The sequence below is a fragment of the Pseudomonas sp. NPDC087626 genome (assembly GCF_044743405.1).
Taxonomy (GTDB): Bacteria; Pseudomonadota; Gammaproteobacteria; order Pseudomonadales; family Pseudomonadaceae; genus Aquipseudomonas.
Map to the genome: position 1 here is coordinate 75,263 of NZ_JBIUWJ010000025.1, position 19,969 is coordinate 95,231.

Annotated in this window: 20 protein-coding genes and 1 pseudogene; 17 read left to right on the forward strand and 4 right to left on the reverse strand. The window is 62.3% G+C overall.

The annotated features are described in order from the left end of the window. Positions 1 to 3: 3 nt before the first annotated feature. Both ACIOVD_RS19995 and ACIOVD_RS20000 read left to right on the forward strand, forming a co-directional pair. On the forward strand, positions 4 to 1,509 hold the full coding sequence (locus ACIOVD_RS19995) for an amidase (RefSeq protein ID WP_401129807.1): 1,506 nt from the start codon (positions 4 to 6) through the stop codon (positions 1,507 to 1,509). Beyond that, the gene (locus ACIOVD_RS20000) at positions 1,470 to 2,699 is read left to right on the forward strand and encodes an NAD(P)/FAD-dependent oxidoreductase (protein WP_401129809.1); all 1,230 of its coding nucleotides are present in this window, start codon (positions 1,470 to 1,472) and stop codon (positions 2,697 to 2,699) included. The genes ACIOVD_RS19995 and ACIOVD_RS20000 overlap by 40 nt, the downstream gene beginning before the upstream one ends. A 24-nt stretch (positions 2,700 to 2,723) precedes the next feature. On the opposite strand, the gene ACIOVD_RS20005 is transcribed toward ACIOVD_RS20000, so the two are convergent. Further along, positions 2,724 to 3,680, reverse strand: coding sequence for a site-specific integrase (locus ACIOVD_RS20005; RefSeq protein ID WP_401129811.1), 957 nt, complete (start codon positions 3,678 to 3,680; stop codon positions 2,724 to 2,726). Between the two features lie 403 nt (positions 3,681 to 4,083). Between ACIOVD_RS20005 and tssB the strand changes: the two genes are divergently transcribed. The 8 genes and pseudogenes from tssB (at position 4,084) to ACIOVD_RS20045 (ending at position 9,060) form a co-directional block, all read left to right on the forward strand. After that, complete coding sequence (gene tssB / locus ACIOVD_RS20010) at positions 4,084 to 4,587, forward strand: type VI secretion system contractile sheath small subunit (protein ID WP_401129813.1); 504 nt, start codon at positions 4,084 to 4,086, stop codon at positions 4,585 to 4,587. A gap of 34 nt (positions 4,588 to 4,621) precedes the next feature. Next, the gene (gene tssC, locus ACIOVD_RS20015) at positions 4,622 to 6,160 is read left to right on the forward strand and encodes a type VI secretion system contractile sheath large subunit (RefSeq protein ID WP_401129815.1); all 1,539 of its coding nucleotides are present in this window, start codon (positions 4,622 to 4,624) and stop codon (positions 6,158 to 6,160) included. 20 nt (positions 6,161 to 6,180) lie between these two features. Further along, a pseudogene (gene tssK, locus ACIOVD_RS20020) lies at positions 6,181 to 6,624 on the forward strand (type VI secretion system baseplate subunit TssK); the annotation flags it as partial. Beyond that, complete coding sequence (gene tssJ, locus ACIOVD_RS20025) at positions 6,512 to 7,012, forward strand: type VI secretion system lipoprotein TssJ (protein WP_401129817.1); 501 nt, start codon at positions 6,512 to 6,514, stop codon at positions 7,010 to 7,012. The pseudogene tssK and the gene tssJ, both read left to right, overlap by 113 nt. Positions 7,013 to 7,015: 3 nt before the next feature. Further along, positions 7,016 to 7,447 (forward strand): type VI secretion system baseplate subunit TssE, encoded by a 432-nt coding sequence (gene tssE, locus ACIOVD_RS20030; RefSeq protein ID WP_401129820.1) that lies wholly within the window; start codon positions 7,016 to 7,018, stop codon positions 7,445 to 7,447. Between the two features lie 24 nt (positions 7,448 to 7,471). Next, entirely contained in the window at positions 7,472 to 7,759 is a 288-nt protein-coding gene (locus tag ACIOVD_RS20035) for a type VI secretion system ImpA family N-terminal domain-containing protein (RefSeq protein ID WP_401129822.1), read from the forward strand. 6 nt (positions 7,760 to 7,765) lie between these two features. Continuing rightward, the gene (locus ACIOVD_RS20040) at positions 7,766 to 8,647 is read left to right on the forward strand and encodes an OmpA family protein (protein ID WP_401129824.1); all 882 of its coding nucleotides are present in this window, start codon (positions 7,766 to 7,768) and stop codon (positions 8,645 to 8,647) included. A 245-nt stretch (positions 8,648 to 8,892) separates the two neighbouring features. Further along, positions 8,893 to 9,060: a hypothetical protein gene (locus ACIOVD_RS20045; protein ID WP_401129826.1), complete on the forward strand. Its 168-nt coding sequence runs from the start codon at positions 8,893 to 8,895 to the stop codon at positions 9,058 to 9,060. A gap of 19 nt (positions 9,061 to 9,079) precedes the next feature. Here the strand turns inward: ACIOVD_RS20045 and ACIOVD_RS20050 are convergent, their stop codons facing one another. From ACIOVD_RS20050 to ACIOVD_RS20060, 3 genes are all read right to left on the reverse strand, one after another. Continuing rightward, entirely contained in the window at positions 9,080 to 10,345 is a 1,266-nt protein-coding gene (locus ACIOVD_RS20050; RefSeq protein ID WP_095170286.1) for an MFS transporter, read from the reverse strand. 38 nt (positions 10,346 to 10,383) lie between these two features. Beyond that, on the reverse strand, positions 10,384 to 11,454 hold the full coding sequence (locus tag ACIOVD_RS20055; RefSeq protein ID WP_159995958.1) for a sugar phosphate isomerase/epimerase: 1,071 nt from the start codon (positions 11,452 to 11,454) through the stop codon (positions 10,384 to 10,386). A gap of 112 nt (positions 11,455 to 11,566) precedes the next feature. Then, positions 11,567 to 13,075 carry a PLP-dependent aminotransferase family protein gene (locus ACIOVD_RS20060; protein ID WP_401129829.1) on the reverse strand — a complete coding sequence of 503 codons (1,509 nt, stop codon included), beginning with the start codon at positions 13,073 to 13,075 and terminating at the stop codon, positions 11,567 to 11,569. Positions 13,076 to 13,312: 237 nt separating this feature from the next. Between ACIOVD_RS20060 and ACIOVD_RS20065 the strand changes: the two genes are divergently transcribed. From ACIOVD_RS20065 to ACIOVD_RS20095, 7 genes are all read left to right on the forward strand, one after another. After that, a complete protein-coding gene (locus tag ACIOVD_RS20065; RefSeq protein WP_095170289.1) occupies positions 13,313 to 14,293 on the forward strand; it encodes a quinone oxidoreductase in 981 nt (326 codons plus the stop codon). 14 nt (positions 14,294 to 14,307) lie between these two features. Next, positions 14,308 to 15,156 (forward strand): TauD/TfdA dioxygenase family protein, encoded by an 849-nt coding sequence (locus ACIOVD_RS20070; RefSeq protein WP_401129831.1) that lies wholly within the window; start codon positions 14,308 to 14,310, stop codon positions 15,154 to 15,156. An 86-nt stretch (positions 15,157 to 15,242) separates the two neighbouring features. Beyond that, on the forward strand, positions 15,243 to 16,295 hold the full coding sequence (locus ACIOVD_RS20075; protein WP_095170291.1) for a 3-keto-5-aminohexanoate cleavage protein: 1,053 nt from the start codon (positions 15,243 to 15,245) through the stop codon (positions 16,293 to 16,295). Positions 16,296 to 16,386: 91 nt separating this feature from the next. Further along, on the forward strand, positions 16,387 to 17,718 hold the full coding sequence (locus tag ACIOVD_RS20080) for an MFS transporter (protein ID WP_095170292.1): 1,332 nt from the start codon (positions 16,387 to 16,389) through the stop codon (positions 17,716 to 17,718). Continuing rightward, positions 17,715 to 18,380, forward strand: a complete 666-nt coding sequence (locus tag ACIOVD_RS20085) for a DsbA family oxidoreductase (protein WP_401129834.1) — start codon at positions 17,715 to 17,717, stop codon at positions 18,378 to 18,380. The genes ACIOVD_RS20080 and ACIOVD_RS20085 overlap by 4 nt, the downstream gene beginning before the upstream one ends. Continuing rightward, entirely contained in the window at positions 18,377 to 18,703 is a 327-nt protein-coding gene (locus ACIOVD_RS20090) for a Rieske (2Fe-2S) protein (protein ID WP_401129836.1), read from the forward strand. Before ACIOVD_RS20085 ends, ACIOVD_RS20090 begins: the two co-directional genes overlap by 4 nt. Further along, positions 18,700 to 19,710 carry a YeiH family protein gene (locus ACIOVD_RS20095; RefSeq protein WP_401129838.1) on the forward strand — a complete coding sequence of 337 codons (1,011 nt, stop codon included), beginning with the start codon at positions 18,700 to 18,702 and terminating at the stop codon, positions 19,708 to 19,710. Before ACIOVD_RS20090 ends, ACIOVD_RS20095 begins: the two co-directional genes overlap by 4 nt. Positions 19,711 to 19,969: the final 259 nt, after the last annotated feature.

The following is a 19,969-nucleotide window of genomic DNA, read 5'->3' on the forward strand; positions in this document are numbered from 1 at the left end:
CCGATGAGCCTCAGCGTGCACGAGTACCTGCAGTGCGATGCCACTGCGCTGGCCGAGCTGGTCAGGCGTGGCGACGTCAGTCCCGGCGAGTTGCTGGACCTTGCCGACGGGCAGTTGCAACGCCTCAATCCGCTGCTCAACGCCGTCAACCTGCCCATGCTGGCGCAGGCACGCAAGCGCTTGGAAGACCCTCTGAGCGGCCCGCTGGCAGGGGTGCCGGTGCTGATCAAGGATGCGATCCAGGACTACGCTGGCTTGCCCACGTCCAACGGTAGCCAGGGCTTGCGCCACACACCGGCAACCGAGCATTCAACGGTGGTCCAGCGCCTGCTGGACGCTGGCGCGGTGATCCTCGGCAAGACCAGCACCCCGGAACTGGCCCTCAAGGCCAGTACCGATTCCCGGGCTTTTGGCCTGACCCGAAATCCTTGGGACCTGACGCGCACCCCGGGCGGCTCCAGCGGTGGCTCGGCCGCTGCCGTCGCAGCGGGTATCGTGCCCATGGCCGGGGCCAATGATGGCGGTGGTTCGATCCGGATTCCGGCAGCCTGTTGTGGTCTGCTCGGCCTGCGTCCATCACGCGGCCGGGTACCCTGCGGGCCGGCGACGGGTGAAGTGTGGGAGGGCGCGTCCAGTGACCTGGTGGTGTCGCGCAGTGTGCGTGATTCGGCCCTGGCCCTGGATGTACTGGCCGGTCCCGGTTGCGGCGAGCCCTTTGTGATCGCCGCGCCACAGGAACCGTTCTGCACGCTGATGCAGCGCGATCTCGGGCGCTTGCGTATTGCTTTCAGTTGCCAGTCGCCGCTGGGCACCGAAGTGCATCCGGACGCTGTCGCTGCGGTGCAGCACAGCGCCCGGCTGCTCAGTGCCCTGGGGCATGAGGTGTGCGAAGACCGGCCGCTGTACGACGGCCACGAACTGGCGCGCTGTTATCTGGAGATGTATGGAGGTCAAGTTGCGGCAACGCTGGCCCAGGCCCGCGCGCAGGGTGCCCGCAGCCGCGACTTCGAATTGACCACGCGCGTGCTCGAAACCCTCGGCAACGCCAGCAGCGCCGGTGACTATGTCGGGCGCCATCGGCGCTGGAATCACTTCGCCCGTGCCTTGGGGGCATTCCATCAGCGGTATGACCTGTTCCTGACGCCGACACTCGCCAGTCCACCGTTGACGCACCAGGCGGTGCAGATGCCGCGCGCCGAGGAGCGCCTGCTGCAACTGTTGCTCACCAGCGGCGCACTGGCGGTGCTGGCGCGCCTGGGCATGATGGAAAAGCAACTGGGCGAACTGTCCCGGCAGAACCTGGCCTTTGTGCCCTTTACCCAGTTGGCCAACCTCACCGGAACTCCGGCAATCAGTGTGCCGTTGTTCTGGACCGAGCAGGGGTTGCCCCTGGGGGTGCAGTTCATCGCGGCGTTCGGCAACGAGGCGCTGCTGCTGCAAGTGGCGGCCCAACTGGAGCAGGCACAGCCGTGGCTGCAACGCTTGCCTGCGCTGGCGTACCCGGCATGAGCCGGCTGGACGGAACCTGTGTGGTGGTGGGAGCCAGCCACGCCGGTGCACAGTTGGCGATCAGCCTGCGGCGCGAAGGCTGGACCGGTCCCATTCAGTTGGTCGGTGAGGAGTCGACGTTGCCTTACCAGCGTCCCCCCTTGTCGAAGTCCGCGCTGCAAGGCGCCGAGTCCGGGCCGGCGCCCATCTACAGTCCCGAGGCCTATGAGAAGTCGGGCATCAGCCTCATGCCGGGAGCACGGGTACGGGAGATCGACCGGGTGCAGCAGCATGTCGTCCTCGACGATGGTCGGCGCCTGGGTTACGACAAGCTGGCCCTGTGCACCGGCGCGCGTGTGCGCAAATTGCAACTGCCTGGCCATGCTCTGGCAGGCGTGCACTACCTGCGCACGGCGGCGGATGCGCTGGGCATTCGTGCCCAGGCACGAGCGGGCAGGCATGTGGTGATTGTCGGTGGCGGCTACATTGGCCTGGAGGCTGCCGCGGCCCTGCGCCAGTTGGGCCTGCAGGTCACGCTGCTTGTGCAGGGCGCCCGTGTGCTGGAGCGGGTGTCGGCTGCCGAGGTCTCTGCCTACTTTGCGCGACTGCACGCCGCCCAAGGCGTGGACATCCGCACCCATGTCCGTCCAGTGGAACTGCGCGGGGGCCGACGGGTCGAGCAAGTGCTGTGCAGCGATGGCTGTTTGTTGGCGGCCGACCTGGTGCTCATCGGCATTGGCGTCCAGCCCAACCTGGAACTGGCCCGCGATGCGGGGCTGGCGGTCGGCGACGGAATCCTGGTGGATAATTGCGCGCGCACATCGGACCCCAACATCGTGGCGGCGGGCGACTGTGCGTTTCATCCCAATGGGCTGCTCGGTTACTCGCTACGCCTGGAGTCCGTGCCCAACGCCACGGAGCAGGCCAGGAGTGCAGCCGCCAGCCTGTGCGGCCTGCGCAAACCCTACTCGGCGCTGCCGTGGTTCTGGTCCGACCAGTACGACTGCCGGTTGCAGATCGCCGGGTTGAACCGTGGCTACCAGCGTGTGGTAGTCCAGGACGATGCCGCAGGGCGCGCGCGCGTGGTCTGGTACATCAAGGATGAGCGGATCCTCGCAGCGGACTGCATCAACAGTCCCAAGCAGTTCATCCGGGCGAAAAAGCTGCTGGCCGAAGGCGCAAGCGCCCAGGCGCTGGCTGAGATCGGTTGACGACAGGTCGTGCGGGGCGGTGGATCATTCGAGGGAAAGCGGGGTGATGCCCGCCACCAGCGGTTTTTCCGCCAGCCCGCCAAAACTGTGGGAAGCGTCGACATAACGCATCGCCGACTTGACGTCTTTCCAGCCGACATAGCTCATCAGGGACTTGATATCCCAGCCATTGGCGGTCGCCCAGGTGGCAAAGCCGCGGCGCAGGGAGTGGCTGGTGTACAGCTCGGCGGGCACCCCGGCTCGGCGAAACAGGCGGCGCAGCAAGGGGATCAGGCTGTTGGCGTGCAAACCGTCCGGCGCCAGGTTGCCCCAGCGGTCCAGGCGCCGGAACACCGGCCCATAGGCAATGCCGGCGGCCGTGATCCAATTGCCATAGGCCTGCACCGGGCAGAGCTTTTTCAGGGCCGGGGTCTGGAAGCGGGTCCCCAGGTGCTGGCGATCGCCTTTGCTGTGGGGCAGGTAGAAGCTGATCCCGACCCCCGCTTGCAGCTCGGTGTGTTCAACCCGCAGGCGAGACAGCTCATCGCCGCGAAAGCCCCGCCAGAATCCGATCAGCACCAACGCGGCATCCCGCCGACAGCGCAGCACGGTGGGCCAGTCGTGCTGCTGGGCGGCCAGCGTTGCCTGGTGTTCCAGCCAGTCGATGGCCTGCTCCAGGTGTTGCAGCAACAGGGGCGCCGCCTGCTTCTCCTGCGCCGGATGCAAGGTGCGGATGCCCTTGATCATCTGCCGTACAGTCGGCGTCTTGGTCGGGTCGGGAAACCCCTGGGTGATGTGCCATTGGGCGAGGGCGGCCAGGCGTTGCTTCAAGGTGCTGATCGCCAGTTGATCGGCGTAGTCGGCCAGGTAGCGCACGATGCTGTCGCCCGTCGCCGGCAAGAACCCGCCCCAGGTCACTTCGAAGTGCTCCACCGCGGCACGGTAACTGCGCCGGGTGTTCTCCCGGGTACCGGCCTTGAGGTAGCGATCGACCTTGTTCAACGTTGGCTCCCCACAGTGGCTGATCAGGTTTTGTCGAGCGAAGTAGAGCGCAAATCCTGGAAAACAGCAAAAAACCATAAGAAATAAAGGCTTGGAGCTTATGCAGGAGACCGCGAGGCGGCTGTTATCCAGCGCTTGCGCAACAATGTTCCCGTTTTTTTAATTGAGCCGTACTTGATTTCATAACAAGAAAATTTGCGTTGTAGGTTATTTCCTTAAATGCGTAAGAACTTTCTCTTTCTAATGTTCGGGGCTGGAAATACCTCTGTCAGTCATCCACTATTACAACTTGCAGGTGTTTATTTTGTTTGTTTTGTTGCCGGAATAAATGGATTTACCTAACGAGGTCGGTGGATCGGTTGCCGAGATCACATCGATTGTTACGTTATTGTCTGGAGGATGTATGGCGTCAAGTAGTTTTCAGAACGAAGTGCCCAAGGCACGGATCAATATCAAGCTCGACTTGCACACCGGTGGGGCGCAGAAAAAAGTCGAGTTGCCGCTCAAGCTGATGGTCATGGGCGACTACAGCAACGGCCAGGAGCTGCGGCCCTTGTCGCAAAGAACCAAGATAAACGTTGATCGCAACAACTTCGACAGTGTCCTCGCCGAGTTCGCCCCTGACCTGAAAATGGCAGTGCCCAACACCTTGACCCAAGACGGTTCGCAGACAGTTATCGAGTTGAAGTTACGTAACCTCAAGGATTTTGAACCTGAACAGGTAGCGCGGCAAATACCGCAACTGCGTGCACTGCTGGCGATGCGCAATCTCCTGCGCGACCTAAAGTCCAATCTGCTGGATAACTCAACCTTTCGTTACGAACTCGAACTCATACTCAAGGATGAAGGGTTAAGTCATGAGCTTCGCAACGAACTGGCTGCCTTGGCTGTGCAAGACGATCGCTAACTCCGCCCGGATCCTTTAAAAGGAAGTTTATCCCATGCCTGTAGAACATCCCCACGCGCAATCGCGCGGCGCACACGTGTTGACCGAAGAAAGTCGCGGCGTCTATGGCGCCCTATTCAGCAAGATCAACCTCAACCCGGTTGCGCAGTTGGGCGGCATTGAAACTTTTCAAAGCAGTGAAGCATTGGCCGAGGCCTCTGCCGACGAGCGAGTGACCGCCGCCGTCAGCGTGTTCCTCAAACTGCTAGAACAGTCGGCACAGAAGGTCGAGCGCCTGGATAAGAGCCTGCTCGACGAGCACATTGGTGCGCTGGATGCGCAGATCAGTCAGCAACTGGATGCCGTGATGCACCATCCGGATTTCCAGCGAGTCGAGTCGACCTGGCGTGGAGTGAAGTCGTTGGTCGATCAGACTGATTTCCGTCAGAACGTACGTATCGAGTTGCTGGATATCAGCAAGGAGCACCTGGTACAGGATTTCGACGATGCGCCCGAAGTCGCGCAAAGCGGTTTTTATGTGCAGACCTACACCCAGGAGTACGACACCCCGGGCGGCGAGCCGTTTGCAGCGGCCATTTCCAACTTCGAGTTCGATCGCAGCCCGCAAGACATCGCTCTTCTGCGCAATATCTCCAAGGTCGCGGCTGCCGCGCACATGCCGTTCATTGGTGCAGTGGGCCCGGCGTTCTTCGGCAAGGAGTCGATGGAGCAGGTGGCCGCCATCAAGGACATCGGCAACTACTTCGACCGTGCCGAATACATTAAATGGAAAGCCTTCCGTGACAGCGACGATGCCCGCTACATTGGCTTGACCATGCCACGGGTACTCGGCCGTCTGCCCTATGGCCCGGACACCGTGCCGGTGCGCAGCTTCAACTATGTCGAGAGCGTCAAGGGCCCGGATCACGACAAATACCTGTGGACCAGCGCTGCGTTTGCTTTCGCCGCCAACATGGTCAAGAGCTTCATCACCAATGGCTGGTGTGTGCAGATACGTGGCCCACAGTCTGGGGGGGCGGTCAGCGAACTGCCGATTCATCTGTACGACCTGGGCACAGGTAACCAGGTGAAGATTCCATCGGAGGTGATGATCCCCGAGACCCGTGAATTCGAGTTCGCCAACCTCGGTTTCATTCCGCTGTCGTACTACAAGAACCGCGACTACGCCTGCTTCTTCTCGGCCAACTCGACGCAGAAGCCGGCGCTCTACGATACCGCCGATGCCACCGCCAACAGTCGGATCAATGCACGCTTGCCGTACATCTTCCTGCTGTCGCGCATTGCTCATCATCTGAAGCTGATCCAGCGCGAGAACATTGGCACCACCAAAGACCGGCGCTTGCTGGAATTGGAGTTGAACAAGTGGATAGGCGGGCTCGTGACCGAAATGACCGACCCTGGCGACGCCCTGCAGGCTTCGCACCCCCTGCGTGATGCGAAGGTGACAGTCGAGGATATCGAGGACAACCCCGGGTTCTTCCGCGTCAAGCTGTACGCCGTGCCGCATTTCCAGGTGGAAGGCATGGACGTCAACCTGTCGTTGGTTTCGCAAATGCCGAAAGCGAAAGCCTGATCACTTTGTAGGGAATCTTGATGAATATCGACCGCCCCCTGTGGAATGCGGGAGCCCTGTTGTGCCCGCAGCAATTCCAGCAGCAGGCTCGCTGGGAAGCCCACACCAACCAGGCCATTGCCCATTTGTCGCGGGTGCATCCATGGGGGGTGCAAGCCGTGGCTTTCGACACACAGGCCCTGAAGCTGGGCCTGCTCAAGGCTACTCAACTGTGCGTACGGATGCCTGACGGCACCCTGATCGATAGCCAGCAAGCCGATCGTCTGCCACCAGCCCTGGAACTGGCCCGTCTGCTGCCTGAAACCTGCCAGCAGGTCACGCTGCTCCTGGCGCTGCCACTGGAACAGGCCAATGGCAACAACTGCCTGTTCGAGGGGGACAGGGCAGATCGGGCGGTGCGTTATCGCCAGGACTGGCGTCAGGTCCAGGATATCTTCGGCGATGACGTGCAGTCGGTTGGACTTCACTGCTCGCGCGTCGATCAACACCGCAGCGGCTGAAATGAACGCGCTGGCGACATCAACCCTGGTGCGCGTCTACCAGTTGCGTAGCCGTGATGCGCTGGACCGCACGACCTACGCCGCCCTGGTCGACGAGGGGGCTGGCGCGCTGCAGGCCGACCGGCTGCATGAACAGGCTCTGGTGGTAAAGCCCGGGGAGGGCGCGCAATTGAGCGTGGCGCTGGATAAAGACGCGCAATTTGTCGCGGTGGTCGCGCTATTTCGCGAGCCAGATACACAGGCTGCGACCTGGCGCCTGGTCCTGGGTCGCGACGACCTGGACCCGGACCGAGCCCGGGTCATCGAGCTGGCGGACAACCGGCTGAGCCTGCGTCCACTGGCGAAGGACTGAGGCATGGCCAACCCACCTTCGCTCTACGAAATACTCCTGCAGAACTTCACTGGCGAACTGGACCTGCAGCGCGTCAGCGAAGAGGACCAGGTGACCCTGTCAGTACTCGACAACCTGCAACGCATCCTCAACAGCCGCGCCGGCACCCTGGCCCATCTGCCGGACTACGGTCTGCCGGACATGGGCCTGGTCCTGCAGGGGCTGCCGGCCACCGCACAGGATCTGATACGGACCATGGCCGCTACGCTGCTCAAGTACGAGCCGCGCCTGGCTGCGCTGAACATTGAACTGTTGCCACAAGTGTTGCCCGGCCATCTGGACTATGCCCTTGACCTGCAACTCAAGGGAGGCGCGCGGGTCACCTTCGGCACCACCCTGGCCCCCGAAGGCAAGGTGCTGGTGCGCCACTTGAAGCGCCAGCAGTCGCTGCTGTGATATCTCCAACCATAAGGACCTCCGATGACCGGGTTGTTTGAAATGCATGTGCGCGTGGGCAACGATCCGCGCGGTTTTGCCGAGTTCCTGGCGCTGCGCGAAGAACTCGGCAAGCTCAACCATCCGGCGCGTCCCGATGTGGACTGGGCGCTGGTCGAGCAGTTGTGCCTGGCGCTATTTCAAAAGAACGGCGCGGAACTGCAAACCGTCGCCGCCTTTGCCTTGGCCCGAAGCCAGCGCCATGGCCTGGAGGGCATGGGCCAAGGCCTCGAACTGCTAGCGATGCTCTCAGAGCAGTGGCTGAACCTATAGCCGCCAATGGCGGCGGCCCGCCTGGATATTCTCGCCTGGCTGTTCAGCCAGTTGCCACCATTGCTGCGCAGTCTGGTACTCGATACCCGAGACTTGCCTGCACTGGTTGATCTGGATGGGCAACTGGCGCGCCTCGCGCAACGCCTGGAACACCAGGTGCCGGCGCCTCTGGTGAGCTTGCAGGCACTGCGCCAGCAGCTGCATAACCTGATGCAACGCCTGCAGCGCAACGATTTACCCGGCCCGACGCCGCACGGGATCTGGATGCCCCTGCCGGAACCGGCGCGCAGCTTGCCCGTGGTGATCCTGACCCAGCCACCGGCGTTAACAAGCTGGCAAACCCGTCGCACTCGACGCATGCCGTGGCTACTGGCCCTGGTCGCCACGCTCCTCCTTGCGTGCGGGTTGGCCTGGCAGAGTGGCTGGCACCTGGCGGCTGACAGTGACGGCCGGTATTACCTGGCCAACAACAGCCATCCGGCACAACCCAGGCTGGAGCCATTGCATCTGCACGGATTGTTCGATGCCGGTAGCGCTGAGCTCAAACCCGAAGCGAACGATTCACTGCTCAAGGCCCTGGGTGTGTTCAAACCTCGGCCCGACTGGCTGATCGTGATCACCGGGCACAGCGACACCACGGGCAGCGCCGAGCACAACCTGCAATTGTCACAAGCCCGGGCATCGGCCGTGCGTAGCTGGATGCGCCGCTTGGGCGATATCCCGGACAGTTGCCTGGCGGTCCAGGGAAACGGCGCGAACCATCCGCTTGCCAGTGACCGGACCGAGGCTGGACGGGCGGCCAACCGCCGCGTGGAGATTCGCCTGCTGCCCGCGTCGGGAGCTTGTGCAGCAGCCACTGTCGAGATCGGCGATTCACACACCTCCTGAAGCTGTCTTCCGCGCGGTACAGCGATCCTGCCGGGTTTTAACGGCAAAAATAGCCATGAGGCGCGATAACGCTCAATTATTCCATCTTATAAACACCGTTTTCAGCAATGTGGAATTTCGTATAAATAGTATGTAAATACATGGTACGTACCACTCGCATAAAAACCCGCTACAAATGCCCTGGCTCCGCAGGAGTTGCAGATTGAGCGCCATCCGAAGTTGATTGGGGATTAACGGGTGTCGCGTTGCGCATTGCTGGCGCTGAAACGGTACGCCAAGGCCTGGCTGTACAAATCTGTCAGGCCTTGGGCCGCGAAGGAGGGGAGCACGAATGGCGGATCGTCAGTGCTGACGTTGCCGAAGGCACCCGTGCCATGCTGGAGCGACGGGTGCCGATGTTTGCCGGTGAATGAAGAGCAGTAACCCGCAGGTTCAGGCGGGCGCGACGTCAGCCCCGGCGGTGGCTCGGGCGTTCTTGCGCACGGCCTGGTACAGCAGGCTGGAGACCAGGAAGCCAACAATGGCCAGCAGGCTCATCAGGCTGAACACATAGTTGTAGCCTTGCTCGCCCGGGAAGTGGTCGAGGATCGCGCCGTAGATGACGTAGGCGAACATGCCCGGTGCGTAACCAATCAGGCAGCCGATGCCAAAGGCCGAGCCGGTGATGTGCTGGGGAATGCCGACTTCGCCCATGGGCGCCCAGAACACCCCACGCATGGAAAACACGATCAGCGCAAAAGACAGGGTGGCGGCCATGCCGGCGTAGATGTAACTCGGGCTTTTCGGAATCAGCATGATCACGCCCATCAACGGCAACAGCGCCAGGAAAGCCCATTTCAGGTAGCGGCTGGTGCTCTTGAACTGCTTGTCGGCAATGAAGCCACCGGCAGGTCCGCCAAGGATTTTCAGGCAGTACTGGTTGATGATGCCGTAGGCGCCGACCAGCGCCACCGGCAGTTGGTACATGTCCTTGAGGTAGGGAATGAAGTAGGTCAGGCCGCAATACACGATATAGACCATGAACACGTTGAGGCTGACCAGCCAGATCCCCGGGACCTTGATGGCTTCCAACAGGTTCGACAGGCCGTTTTTTGCCTGCACGGTGGTCGACGTGGTGCCGCCCTTGAGCAGGAACCAGGTCAGTGTCCCGGCCAGGATGTCGATCACCGAGTAGAACAGGATCGCCGATTTCAGCCCCGTTTCACCCGAACCCATGGCGACGAAGACCCCCAGCGCAGAAAAAGCCACCAGGGTATCGACCACGCCCCGGCCACCTTCCAGCAGCCCGAACAGGCGTCCTTGTTCCTTGTCGTCGCCCAGGTTGCGGATGGCCTTGAGCAGTGACGGCCAGAACAGGCAGTCGGCACACACCGCCAGCAGGCTGAAGACAATCAACAGGTTGCTGAAGGGCGGGAAGGTCGCGAGGTACAGGCCCAGGCCGCCGGTACCCAGCAAGCCCAGGGGAATCAGCTTGCGCGTGTCGTAACGGTCGGCGAGCATTCCGCCGACTACAAACAGCGCGGTCGCAATGATCGCGTTGGCGCTGAGCAGCAGGCCGATTTCAGTGTGGGTCAAACCCATGAATTCTTGCATGGGGATGTAGAAGGCGTCCTTGAGGTTCGCCAGTTTATAGATGGTGCCGCCACCGAGGATCAGGATCAGGAATCTGAGCCATTTGGCCTTGTCACGAGTTGTCATTGTTATTCTCCAAGCGTCGTCAGTGTGTCGCGTCGGGTTCAAGCGGGTGTGCAGGAGGCCAGGGTCAATTCGGCCAGGGTGCGCAACTCGGCCAGCAGGCCGCGCACGTAAGCGACCTGGTTGTTGGCCCAGCGGTGTTCATCGGCCAGCATGCGTTCCAGCGAGTAACCCGCTGGCAACGGCGTATCACTCATTTCCCGGTAGGCAATGAACGGGTCGGCGGACTCGTTGGTCTGGCGAAACGCCGGGGCTACGTAGTGGTTTTCCTGCTCGAGGATGAAGGCGATCACCTGGGGGCTGGACTCGCCCAGCATCAGCAACTCGAACAGCATGCGGGCACTGGGCAAGTCGTCTTCGTCACTGCCTTGCAGCACGCCGTAATGGCCAAAACCACTGTGCTCAGGGACGATTTGCACGCCCTTGAGGTGGACCTGGCGAATGTGCGGCGCGAGGTTGTGCAGGGCCTGCAGCGGCTGTTCACAGGCATTGATCATGTTGCCGAAGTCGAACAGGGCATGCAGTCGGGGGTGGTTGAGGCGGCTGAGCAACTGGGCGATCTCGGCGCTCTTGAGTTCCTCGTGTTGCTCGAAGTCGAAGTACAGGTCATGGGCATCGGCCTGTTGCGCGAGGTAGCGCAGGTCGTTTTCGATCAGGTCCATGACCTGTGACAGTGAACCTTCGTAGCGTGAGTACACGCGGATGTTGCGCACGCCCAGGGCGCGGGCGATGGCGACCACTTGATCGACATCGGCTTGGCGAGTGCTGCTGATTTCCAGGTGCACTTCCAGGCCCAGGGCCCGGGCCTTGTCTGCAAACGCCTGCAACTGTGGGGCGCTCATCTGGCTCAGGCTGTTGGCTTCACCGTCCAGCAGGTGCAGGCTCAAGCCCTGCAGCTCGTGGCGATAGGCAAAGTCCAGGAGGTCGGCGGGGGTGACACGGCCGTGGGTGAGGTTGGTCAACAGGGGATAGGCGTGGGCAAACAGGCGCAGTTGGCCCAGGCGGTCGAGCAACTGGCGCGCCAGTTCCGGGGTCAGTGTTGCGGGCGCTTGGGCGGCGCCGGCCTTGTGACTGAGCAAGGCGCTGAAGCGTTGTTGGATCTTATTGTTCATTCGAGTGGTTCCTGGTTCAGACACCGGGTCTACCGGCGCAACCTTTATCGCGCCAGTCAGGAACTCTCGATAGATCCATTATCGGTTAAATCATAAGACCACTTGCCAGGCCTCAGCTTGCCGCGGGCAGGCACCCCATGTCGTGCAGGGCCTGGGCGAGTGCGGCGACTCGCGGCTGCGCCTGGTCCTCGGGGGTGCTGGCAAAGCCGATCAGCAACGCCGGTGGCTGGCGGTGCTCGATGCAGTAGTCGCTCAGGGCATAGGTGTAGATATGGCGCAACGTCAGCTCCCGGGCGATGAACTGGTCATCCAGCTGCACGGGCAACCAGGCGATCAGGTGCATGCCGGCATCCACGGGCGTGACCTGGAAAAAGCTCCCCAGCTGTTGCTGCAATTGCTCGACCAGCGCCTGCTGGCGGGCCTGGTACAGCGCGCGCATGCGGCGAATGTGGCCGAGAAAGTGGCCCTCGACCATGAAATCGGCAGTCACTGTCTGCAGCAGGGTCGGCGGGCTGCGATCCATGACCGCGCGCAGGGTGCAAAACGGCTCGATCAAGGCCTGGGGCAAAATCACGTAGCCCAGCCGCAGGGAGGGAAACAACACCTTGCTGAACGTGCCGACATAGATCACCCGTGCCCCCTGGTCCATGGCATAGAGCGCGGGCAGGGGGCGGCCGTGGTAGCGAAACTCACTGTCGCAGTCATCTTCGATGATCCAGCTTTGCTGCTCCTCGGCCCAGTCGATGAGTTCCTGGCGCCGCGCGTAGCTCATGGTCACCCCCAGAGGGTGCTGGCGCGAGGGGGTGGTAAACACCAGGCGAGCGTCGGGACAACTGGCCAGGCCGTACTGCACGTCGATGCCCTGGTCGTCGATGGGCAAGGGCACCACGTGGCCACCCTGGGCCTGCAGGGCGATGCGCGCGGCGATATGCCCCGGATCCTCCATCCACACCCGGTCCTGGGGGTTGAGCAGGAGCATGCCCAGCAGGTTGAACGCTTGCTGGGCCCCGGACACGATCACTACCTGCTCGGCAGAACAGTCGATCCCGCGAGCATCGAACACGTAGTGCGCGATCGCCGTGCGCAGGGCCTGTACGCCTTGCAGTTCGCCATAGCCGAGCATCGCCTTGCTCGGTTTGTGCAGGTGGCGGTTCATCAGGCGCTTCCACACAGCCTGGGGAAATGCATCGTAGGCGCTGTGGCTGGGCAGGAAGGAAGTCGGGCTGCCGGGCGCCCAGTCGGCATAGCTGATGCCCTGGAAATGGCTGCTGCGTAAAGACAATACCGAGTGACTGAGGTCAGACAGGCGCGGCGGCTGGGGCAGGGCGTCAGGGGCGTTGGTGCTGCGGTTTTCCCACTCGGTGCCGACGTAGGTGCCCGCCCCGGTGCGCGAGGCCAGGAAACCCTCGGCCAGCAGTTGGTCAAACGCGTTGAGCAGGGTAATGCGCGACAGCCCCAGCTCCTTGCTCAACGTGCGGGTCGACGGCAGCCGCACACCACCCTGGATCCGGCCGTTGAGGATCTGCTTGCGAATCTGCAAATACAGCTGGCGGTACAGCGGTATGGAGCTGGTGCGGTCCAGCACGATGCCCGACAGCAGCAAGCCAGAGGGGGATTTCATTGCACACTCGTCTACAGGAGGTTGGGGTTGGGCTGAAGTGGCTTGCGGCCAAGGTTACCCAGAGGCCTGGGATAAGTCATCCACGGTACCTTGAAGCCGTTGATCCGGCGCGCTCGATTGTCACGAAATGAAAAGCCATTGTCGTCTGATGAGAAGCGGGGCCGCAGGCTGAGTCCTACAGTCCAATCAGCACAATTCGATGCCGCACGCCTATCTTGCAATGGAGAATAAGAAAACATGGCCAAAGCCGTCCGCTTTTACGAACCCGGTGGTCCCGATGTACTTCGCCTTGAAGACGTCGAAGTCGGCGAACCCGGTCCCGGCCAGGTTCGTCTTCGTCATGTGGCGGTCGGCCTGAACTATGCCGACACCTACTTTCGCAATGGCACCTACCCGATCCCAATGCCCAACGGCATGGGCGTGGAAGCTTCCGGGGTGGTCCAGGCCATCGGCGAAGGGGTCAGCAACGTACAGGTTGGCGACCGTGTCACCTACACCGGCTTTCTCAACACCCTGGGGGCCTACAGCACCGAGCGCCTGATCCCGGCCGCGCCGCTGATCAAGCTGCCGGAAACCATCAGTTTCGAAACCGCCGCCGCCATGACCATGCGTGGCCTGACAGCCTCGTACCTGATGCGCCGCATCTATGACTTCAAACCCGGTGACAGTATTCTGCTGCACGCAGCCGCCGGTGGCGTGGGCCTGATCGTTTCGCAATGGGCCAAGCTACTGGGGCTGACGGTGATCGGCACCGTGTCGACCGAGGCCAAGGCCGAAGTCGCCCGCGCCCACGGTTGCGACCACGTGATCAACTACAGCCACGAAGACGTTGCCCTGCGGGTGCGTGAGTTGACCGATGGGGTAGGGGTCAACGTGGTGTTCGACAGCGTTGGCAAAAACACCTTCATGGGCTCCCTCGATTCCCTCAAGCGTCGTGGCCTGCTGGTATGTGTCGGTACCGCTTCCGGTCCGATCCCGCCATTCGACCCAGTGCTGCTGGCGATGAAGGGCTCGTTGTTCATGACCCGCCCGGCGCTGGCGGACTACATCTCGGACCCGGCAGAGAAGGCCGCCCTGGCCGGTGAACTGTTCGAGCTGGTCGGCAGCGGCCAGATCAAGATCGAGATCAACCAGCACTACGCCTTGCAGGACGCCGTCCAGGCCCATCGGGACCTGGAGTCACGCAAGACCACGGGCTCGTCGATTTTCGTCATCTAAGGGAGCCGCCTGCCATGAGAGTCGAACAATTGACCTGCAGCATCGGCGCGGAACTGATCGGCGTCAGCCTCGCCGATGCGGTCCACGACGACGGTCTTTTTGCCGAGATTCGTGCCCAGTTGCTCAAGCACCGGGTGGTGTTCCTGCGTAACCAGGACATCAGCCGCGCCGAGCATGTGGCCTTCGCCCGACGCTTCGGCGAGCTGGAGGATCACCCGGTGGCCGGCAGCGACCCGGATCACCCGGGCCTGGTGCGCATCTACAAGAATCCCGACCAGCCGATGGACCGTTACGAAAACGCCTGGCACACCGACGCCACCTGGCGTGAAGCACCGCCCATGGGCTGCGTGTTGCGCTGCGTGGAGTGCCCGCCAGTGGGTGGCGACACGATGTGGGCGAATATGGTGGAGGCCTACGCGCGGCTGCCGGAAGACGTGAAGCTGAAGATTGCCGAGCTGCGTGCACGCCACAGCATCGAAGCCAGCTTCGGCGCCGCCATGCCGATCGAAAAACGCCTGGCGCTCAAGGCCATGTACCCGGATGCCGAGCATCCGGTCGTACGGACTCACCCGGAAACCGGCGAAAAGGTGTTGTTCGTTAACGCCTTCACCACCCACTTGAGCAACTACCACACCCCCGAGCGGGTGCGTTTCGGCCAGGACGCCAACCCGGGCGCCAGCGAACTGCTGCGCTACCTGATCAGCCAGGCCTATATCCCCGAGTATCAGGTGCGCTGGCGCTGGCAGCCTAACAGCATCGCCATCTGGGACAACCGCAGCACCCAGCATTACGCCGTCATGGACTACCCACCGTGCCATCGCAAGATGGAGCGGGCCGGGATCATCGGCGACAAGACCTACTGAAACACCGCAACGGCATTCGCACTCGTACAAGCGCTGCCCGGGCACGATCCCAGGTGCGCGAACAACCATAATAAAAGGAGTAACTCATGCAATTCTTTGACGATTCCCTGCACCCGGAAAACATGGAGAAGGTGGTCATCACCGTGGCCCCTTACGGCCCGGAGTGGATGCCCGAAGACTTCCCGGAAGACATCCCCCTGACCATGGATGAACAGGTGCAAAAGGCGGTCGATTGTTATGAGGCAGGTGCCACGGTCCTGCACCTGCATGTACGCGAGTTGGACGGCAAGGGCTCCAAGCGCCTGTCCAAGTTCAACGAACTGATTGCCGGCGTACGTGAAGCCGTGCCAGACATGATCATCCAGGTCGGCGGCTCGATTTCCTTTGCCCCGGAAAGTGATGGCGAAGCGGCCAAGTGGCTGTCGGACGACACCCGGCACATGCTGGCTGATCTGCAGCCCACGCCAGACCAGGTCACGGTAGCAATCAACACCACCCAGATGAACATCATGGAGCTGCTGTATCCGGAGTATCTGGAGGGCACTTCCCTGGCCAACCCGGGTATCCAGGCTGCGTATAGCGAAATGACCGTGCCGGCCGGCCCGGCCTGGGTCGCCGAGCACTTGCGCCGCCTGACCGCAGCCGGTGTGCAGCCGCACTTCCAGCTGACCGGCATGCACGCCCTGGAAACCCTCGAGCGCCTGGTGCGCAAGGGCATCTACATGGGCCCGTTGAACCTGACCTGGATCGGTATCGGCGGCGGCTTCGACGGCCCGAACCCGTTCAACTTCTTCAACTTCATCCACCGCGCGCCGAACGGTTGCACCCTGACCTCCGAATCGCTGCTCAAGAACGTCATGCCGTTCAACACCATGTCGATGGCCATGGGCATGCACCCGCGCGTGGGCAATGAAGACACTATCATTGATCACAAGGGCGATCGGTTCAGCTCGGTTGCGCAGATCCAGCAAACCGTGCGCATCGCTCATGAACTGGGTCGCGAGATCGCCAGCGGCAAAGAAGCCCGTGAGATCTACCGAATCGGTGTGCAGTACCAGAGTATCGAAGAAACCCTGTTGGCCAATGGTATGGCCCCCAACCGCAAGGTGGGCGAGAAAGGTGTGCCGCAACGCGGCTGATCGCTGACGCGGGGGAAGTTCAAGGCTTCCCCCGCACTGCGTTGCTACAAGCTCGATAACAACAATTACAACAATGTTTCGAGGAGGCTGCATGGCCTTTCACCCCATTGCCGCAGACGATGACGACGCCAGTGGTGTCGGTGTTGCGCGCAAATATGCCTGGATCGTCTTTGCCCTGACGTTCGGCCTGTTGATTTCCGATTACATGTCGCGCCAGGTGCTCAACGCGGTATTTCCGATGCTCAAGGGCGAGTGGGCCCTGAGCGACGGCCAGTTGGGCCTGCTCAGCGGCATTGTCGCGCTGATGGTTGGCTTGCTGACCTTCCCTTTGTCGTTGCTGGCGGACCGCTTCGGTCGGGTCAAGAGCCTGGCGTTGATGGCGCTGCTGTGGAGCCTGGCCACCCTGGGTTGCGCGCTGGCCCAGGATTACCAGCAGATGTTCATTGCCCGCTTCATGGTGGGCGTGGGCGAGGCGGCCTACGGCAGCGTGGGTATTGCCGTGGTGATCTCGGTGTTTCCCAAGCACCTGCGGGCCACCCTGACCAGTGCGTTCATGGCTGGCGGCATGTTCGGTTCCGTGCTGGGCATGGCCCTGGGCGGCGCGATCGCGGCCAAGCTCGGCTGGCGCTGGTCGTTCGCCGGCATGGCGTTGTTTGGCCTGCTGCTGGCGGTGCTGTACCCGATCATCGTCAAGGAGGCACGCATTGCTCCGCAGCGGGCCAGCCAGGCCGCGAACAAGGTCGCCGCGGCGGTCAAGCGGCCGCTGCGTACCCTGTGTTCCAGCCCTTCGGTGATTGCCGCCTATATCGGCAGTGGCTTGCAGTTGTTCGTGGGCGGCACGGTGATTGTGTGGATGCCCAGCTACCTCAACCGTTACTACGACATGGCCACCGGCAAGGCCGGCGGCGTCGCAGCGATCATTGTGTTGTGCAGCGGCGCCGGGATGATCCTGTGCGGAATCCTCAGCGACCGCCTGTGTCGGCAATCAGCCCAGCGCAAGGTGTCCCTGGCAATCGCCTATTGCCTGGGCAGTTGCCTGCTGCTGTCGGCAGCGTTCGCCTTGCCGCCAGGCCCTGCGCAGTTGCTGCTGATTTGCCTGGGGATGCTGATTGCGGCCGGGACGACCGGTCCTGCCGGGGCCATGGTTGCCAACCTGACCCATTACTCGGTGCACGGTACGGCCTTTGCCACATTGACCCTGGCCAACAACTTGCTCGGCCTGGCCCCGGGCCCATTCATCACCGGCAAGGTGTCGGATGTAATCGGCCTGCAGGCGGCGTTTCAACTGGTGCCACTGGTGAGCATCGCGGCGGCCGCGGTGTTCTTTTACGCCAAGTGTCACTACCACAAGGATATTGCCCGGCTTCAGGGCGAACAGGTCAACGATTCGGTTGGCCACGCGGTTGTAGAGGTGAAAGTGTGAGTGCTCGTTTACAGATTGATGTGTTTTTCGATTTCATCTGCCCCTGGTGCCTGATCGGCAAGCGCCAGCTGGAGCGGGCCCAGGCGTTGCTGCTCAGCCAGCAACCCGGGGTGCAAATCATTACCCAGTGGCACGGCGTGCAGTTGTTGCCGCACATGCCGGTCGGCGGGCAGCCCTTCGCCGAGTTCTACAGTCGCCGCCTGGGCAGTGCCGAAGCCGTCAGCCAACGCCAGTCCCAGGTGCAGCAGGCGGCGAACGCGGTGGGGGTGAGCATCGATTTCAGTCGCATCGCGACCATGCCCAATACCGCCGATGCCCACCGTTTGCTGGAGCGGGCCAACCAACTGGGCTCGCCAGAGCAGCGCGATGCCTTGCTGGAACGTTTGTATGGTGCCTATTTCCAGCAGGGCGAGGACTTGGGATGCCGGCAGACCCTGCTGGCCATCGCTCAGGACTGCGGGTTCGAGGTCGCGGCGCTGGAGGATTGTCTGCGTGGCGATGGTCAGGAGTTTGTCGGTCATGGCGCTGGCGCCGCCAACGGGGTGCCGTGTTTTCAGTTCGATCGACACCTGTCGGTGGTCGGCGCGCAACCGGCCGAAGCCCTGTTGGGCGCGATGCGCGAAGCCCTGCTGGAAAGCCAGCGTGAGCGGCAACCGGCATGAACCGGCGGGTCCCTGTGCCTGCCGGAAAACTTCCGCAGGCAGGCGGTCGCGCACTGCTGGATCTGGAAGGTAAAAGCCTGGCGCTGTTCAACGTCGACGGCGAACTGCTGGTGATCGACGACAGCTGTCCCCATCAGGGCTCGTCGTTGTGTGGCGGGCGCCTGGAGGGGCGAGTGATTCAATGCTGCGCCCACGGCCTGCGCTTCGATCTGCGCACGGGCTACCTGCTCAATTCCACCGCACTCAAGGTTGCCCAGTATCCGGTCGAAATCATCGACGACCAGGCATTTATCGTTTTCCCTTGCGAGGAGTCCGCGCCATGAGCGCCATCGCTCTTACCCGTATTCATAGCCGCACCCGCGAGCTGGCGCCGGGGTTTGTAGTCAGCCTGATCGTCGCGGCGGCGGCGTCGTTTTTGTCCGAGCACTACGGTGCGCCGGTCATGTTGTTCGCCTTGCTGCTGGGCATGGCCCTGAACTTCCTCGCCGGTGAAGGCACCTGCAAGGCCGGCATCGAGTTCACGGCGCGCACCGTATTGCGCATTGGCGTGGCCTTGCTCGGCATGCGCATTACCCTGGAACAGATTGCTGCGCTGGGCTGGAAGCCGGTGGCCCTGGTGGTGATCCTGGTAGTGGTGACCATCGGTGTCTCGGTGATCGCCGCCAAGGCCCTGGGGTTCCAGCGCCTGTTCGGCATGCTTACCGGTGGCGCTACCGCGATCTGCGGCGCCTCGGCGGCCCTCGCACTGGCGGCGGCCTTGCCCAACCACCCGCAAAAAGAACGCGCCACGTTGTTCACGGTGATCGGGGTCTCGGCGTTGTCGACCCTGGCGATGATCCTGTACCCGATGATCGCCAATTGGCTGGAGTTGTCGCCGCAAGTGGCCGGGGTGTTCCTTGGCGCGACCATCCACGATGTCGCCCAGGTGGTGGGGGCCGGCTACAGCATGTCGACCGAGACCGGGGATACCGCCACGGTGATCAAGTTGATGCGCGTGGCCATGCTCCTGCCGGTGATCGTCTGTGCGGCCATGGTCACCCGGATGCAAGGCGCCGATACGACGGGCAAGCGCCCGCCGTTGCTGCCCTGGTTTGCCATGGGTTTCCTGCTGCTGGCCTGCATCAACAGCACCGGCTGGGTCGCCCCGGTGGTGCAGGGCACGGTCAACGAGCTGTCACGTTGGTGCCTGGTGGTGTCCATCAGCGCCCTGGGGATGAAGACCCAGCTCAAGGAGCTGGCTGCGGTGGGGATCAAGCCGATCCTGCTGATGGTCGGGGAGACGGTATTCCTGGTGGTGCTGGTGCTGTTGTTGCTGCACTGGGGGCTGTAACCCCTCCACAAAGCTCTCGGCCGGTGCCACAAGCGCCGGCCTTTTTCACGGTGACTGTGCCAGCGGTCGCCGTTTTTTTTGCCCAGATATCCAACTATGTTGGCTGTGCTGGCCCCATCGCGGCATCGGTATCTACACAACTGTGGTGCGACGTTGCACCAGGGTGTTGGATTAGACCGAGTACATATCCATTTTTGCGGTAACGGCCACCTATGGTTCCGCTTTTACAGCGGCTCACTTTTGGAGGAGCCCAAAAGTA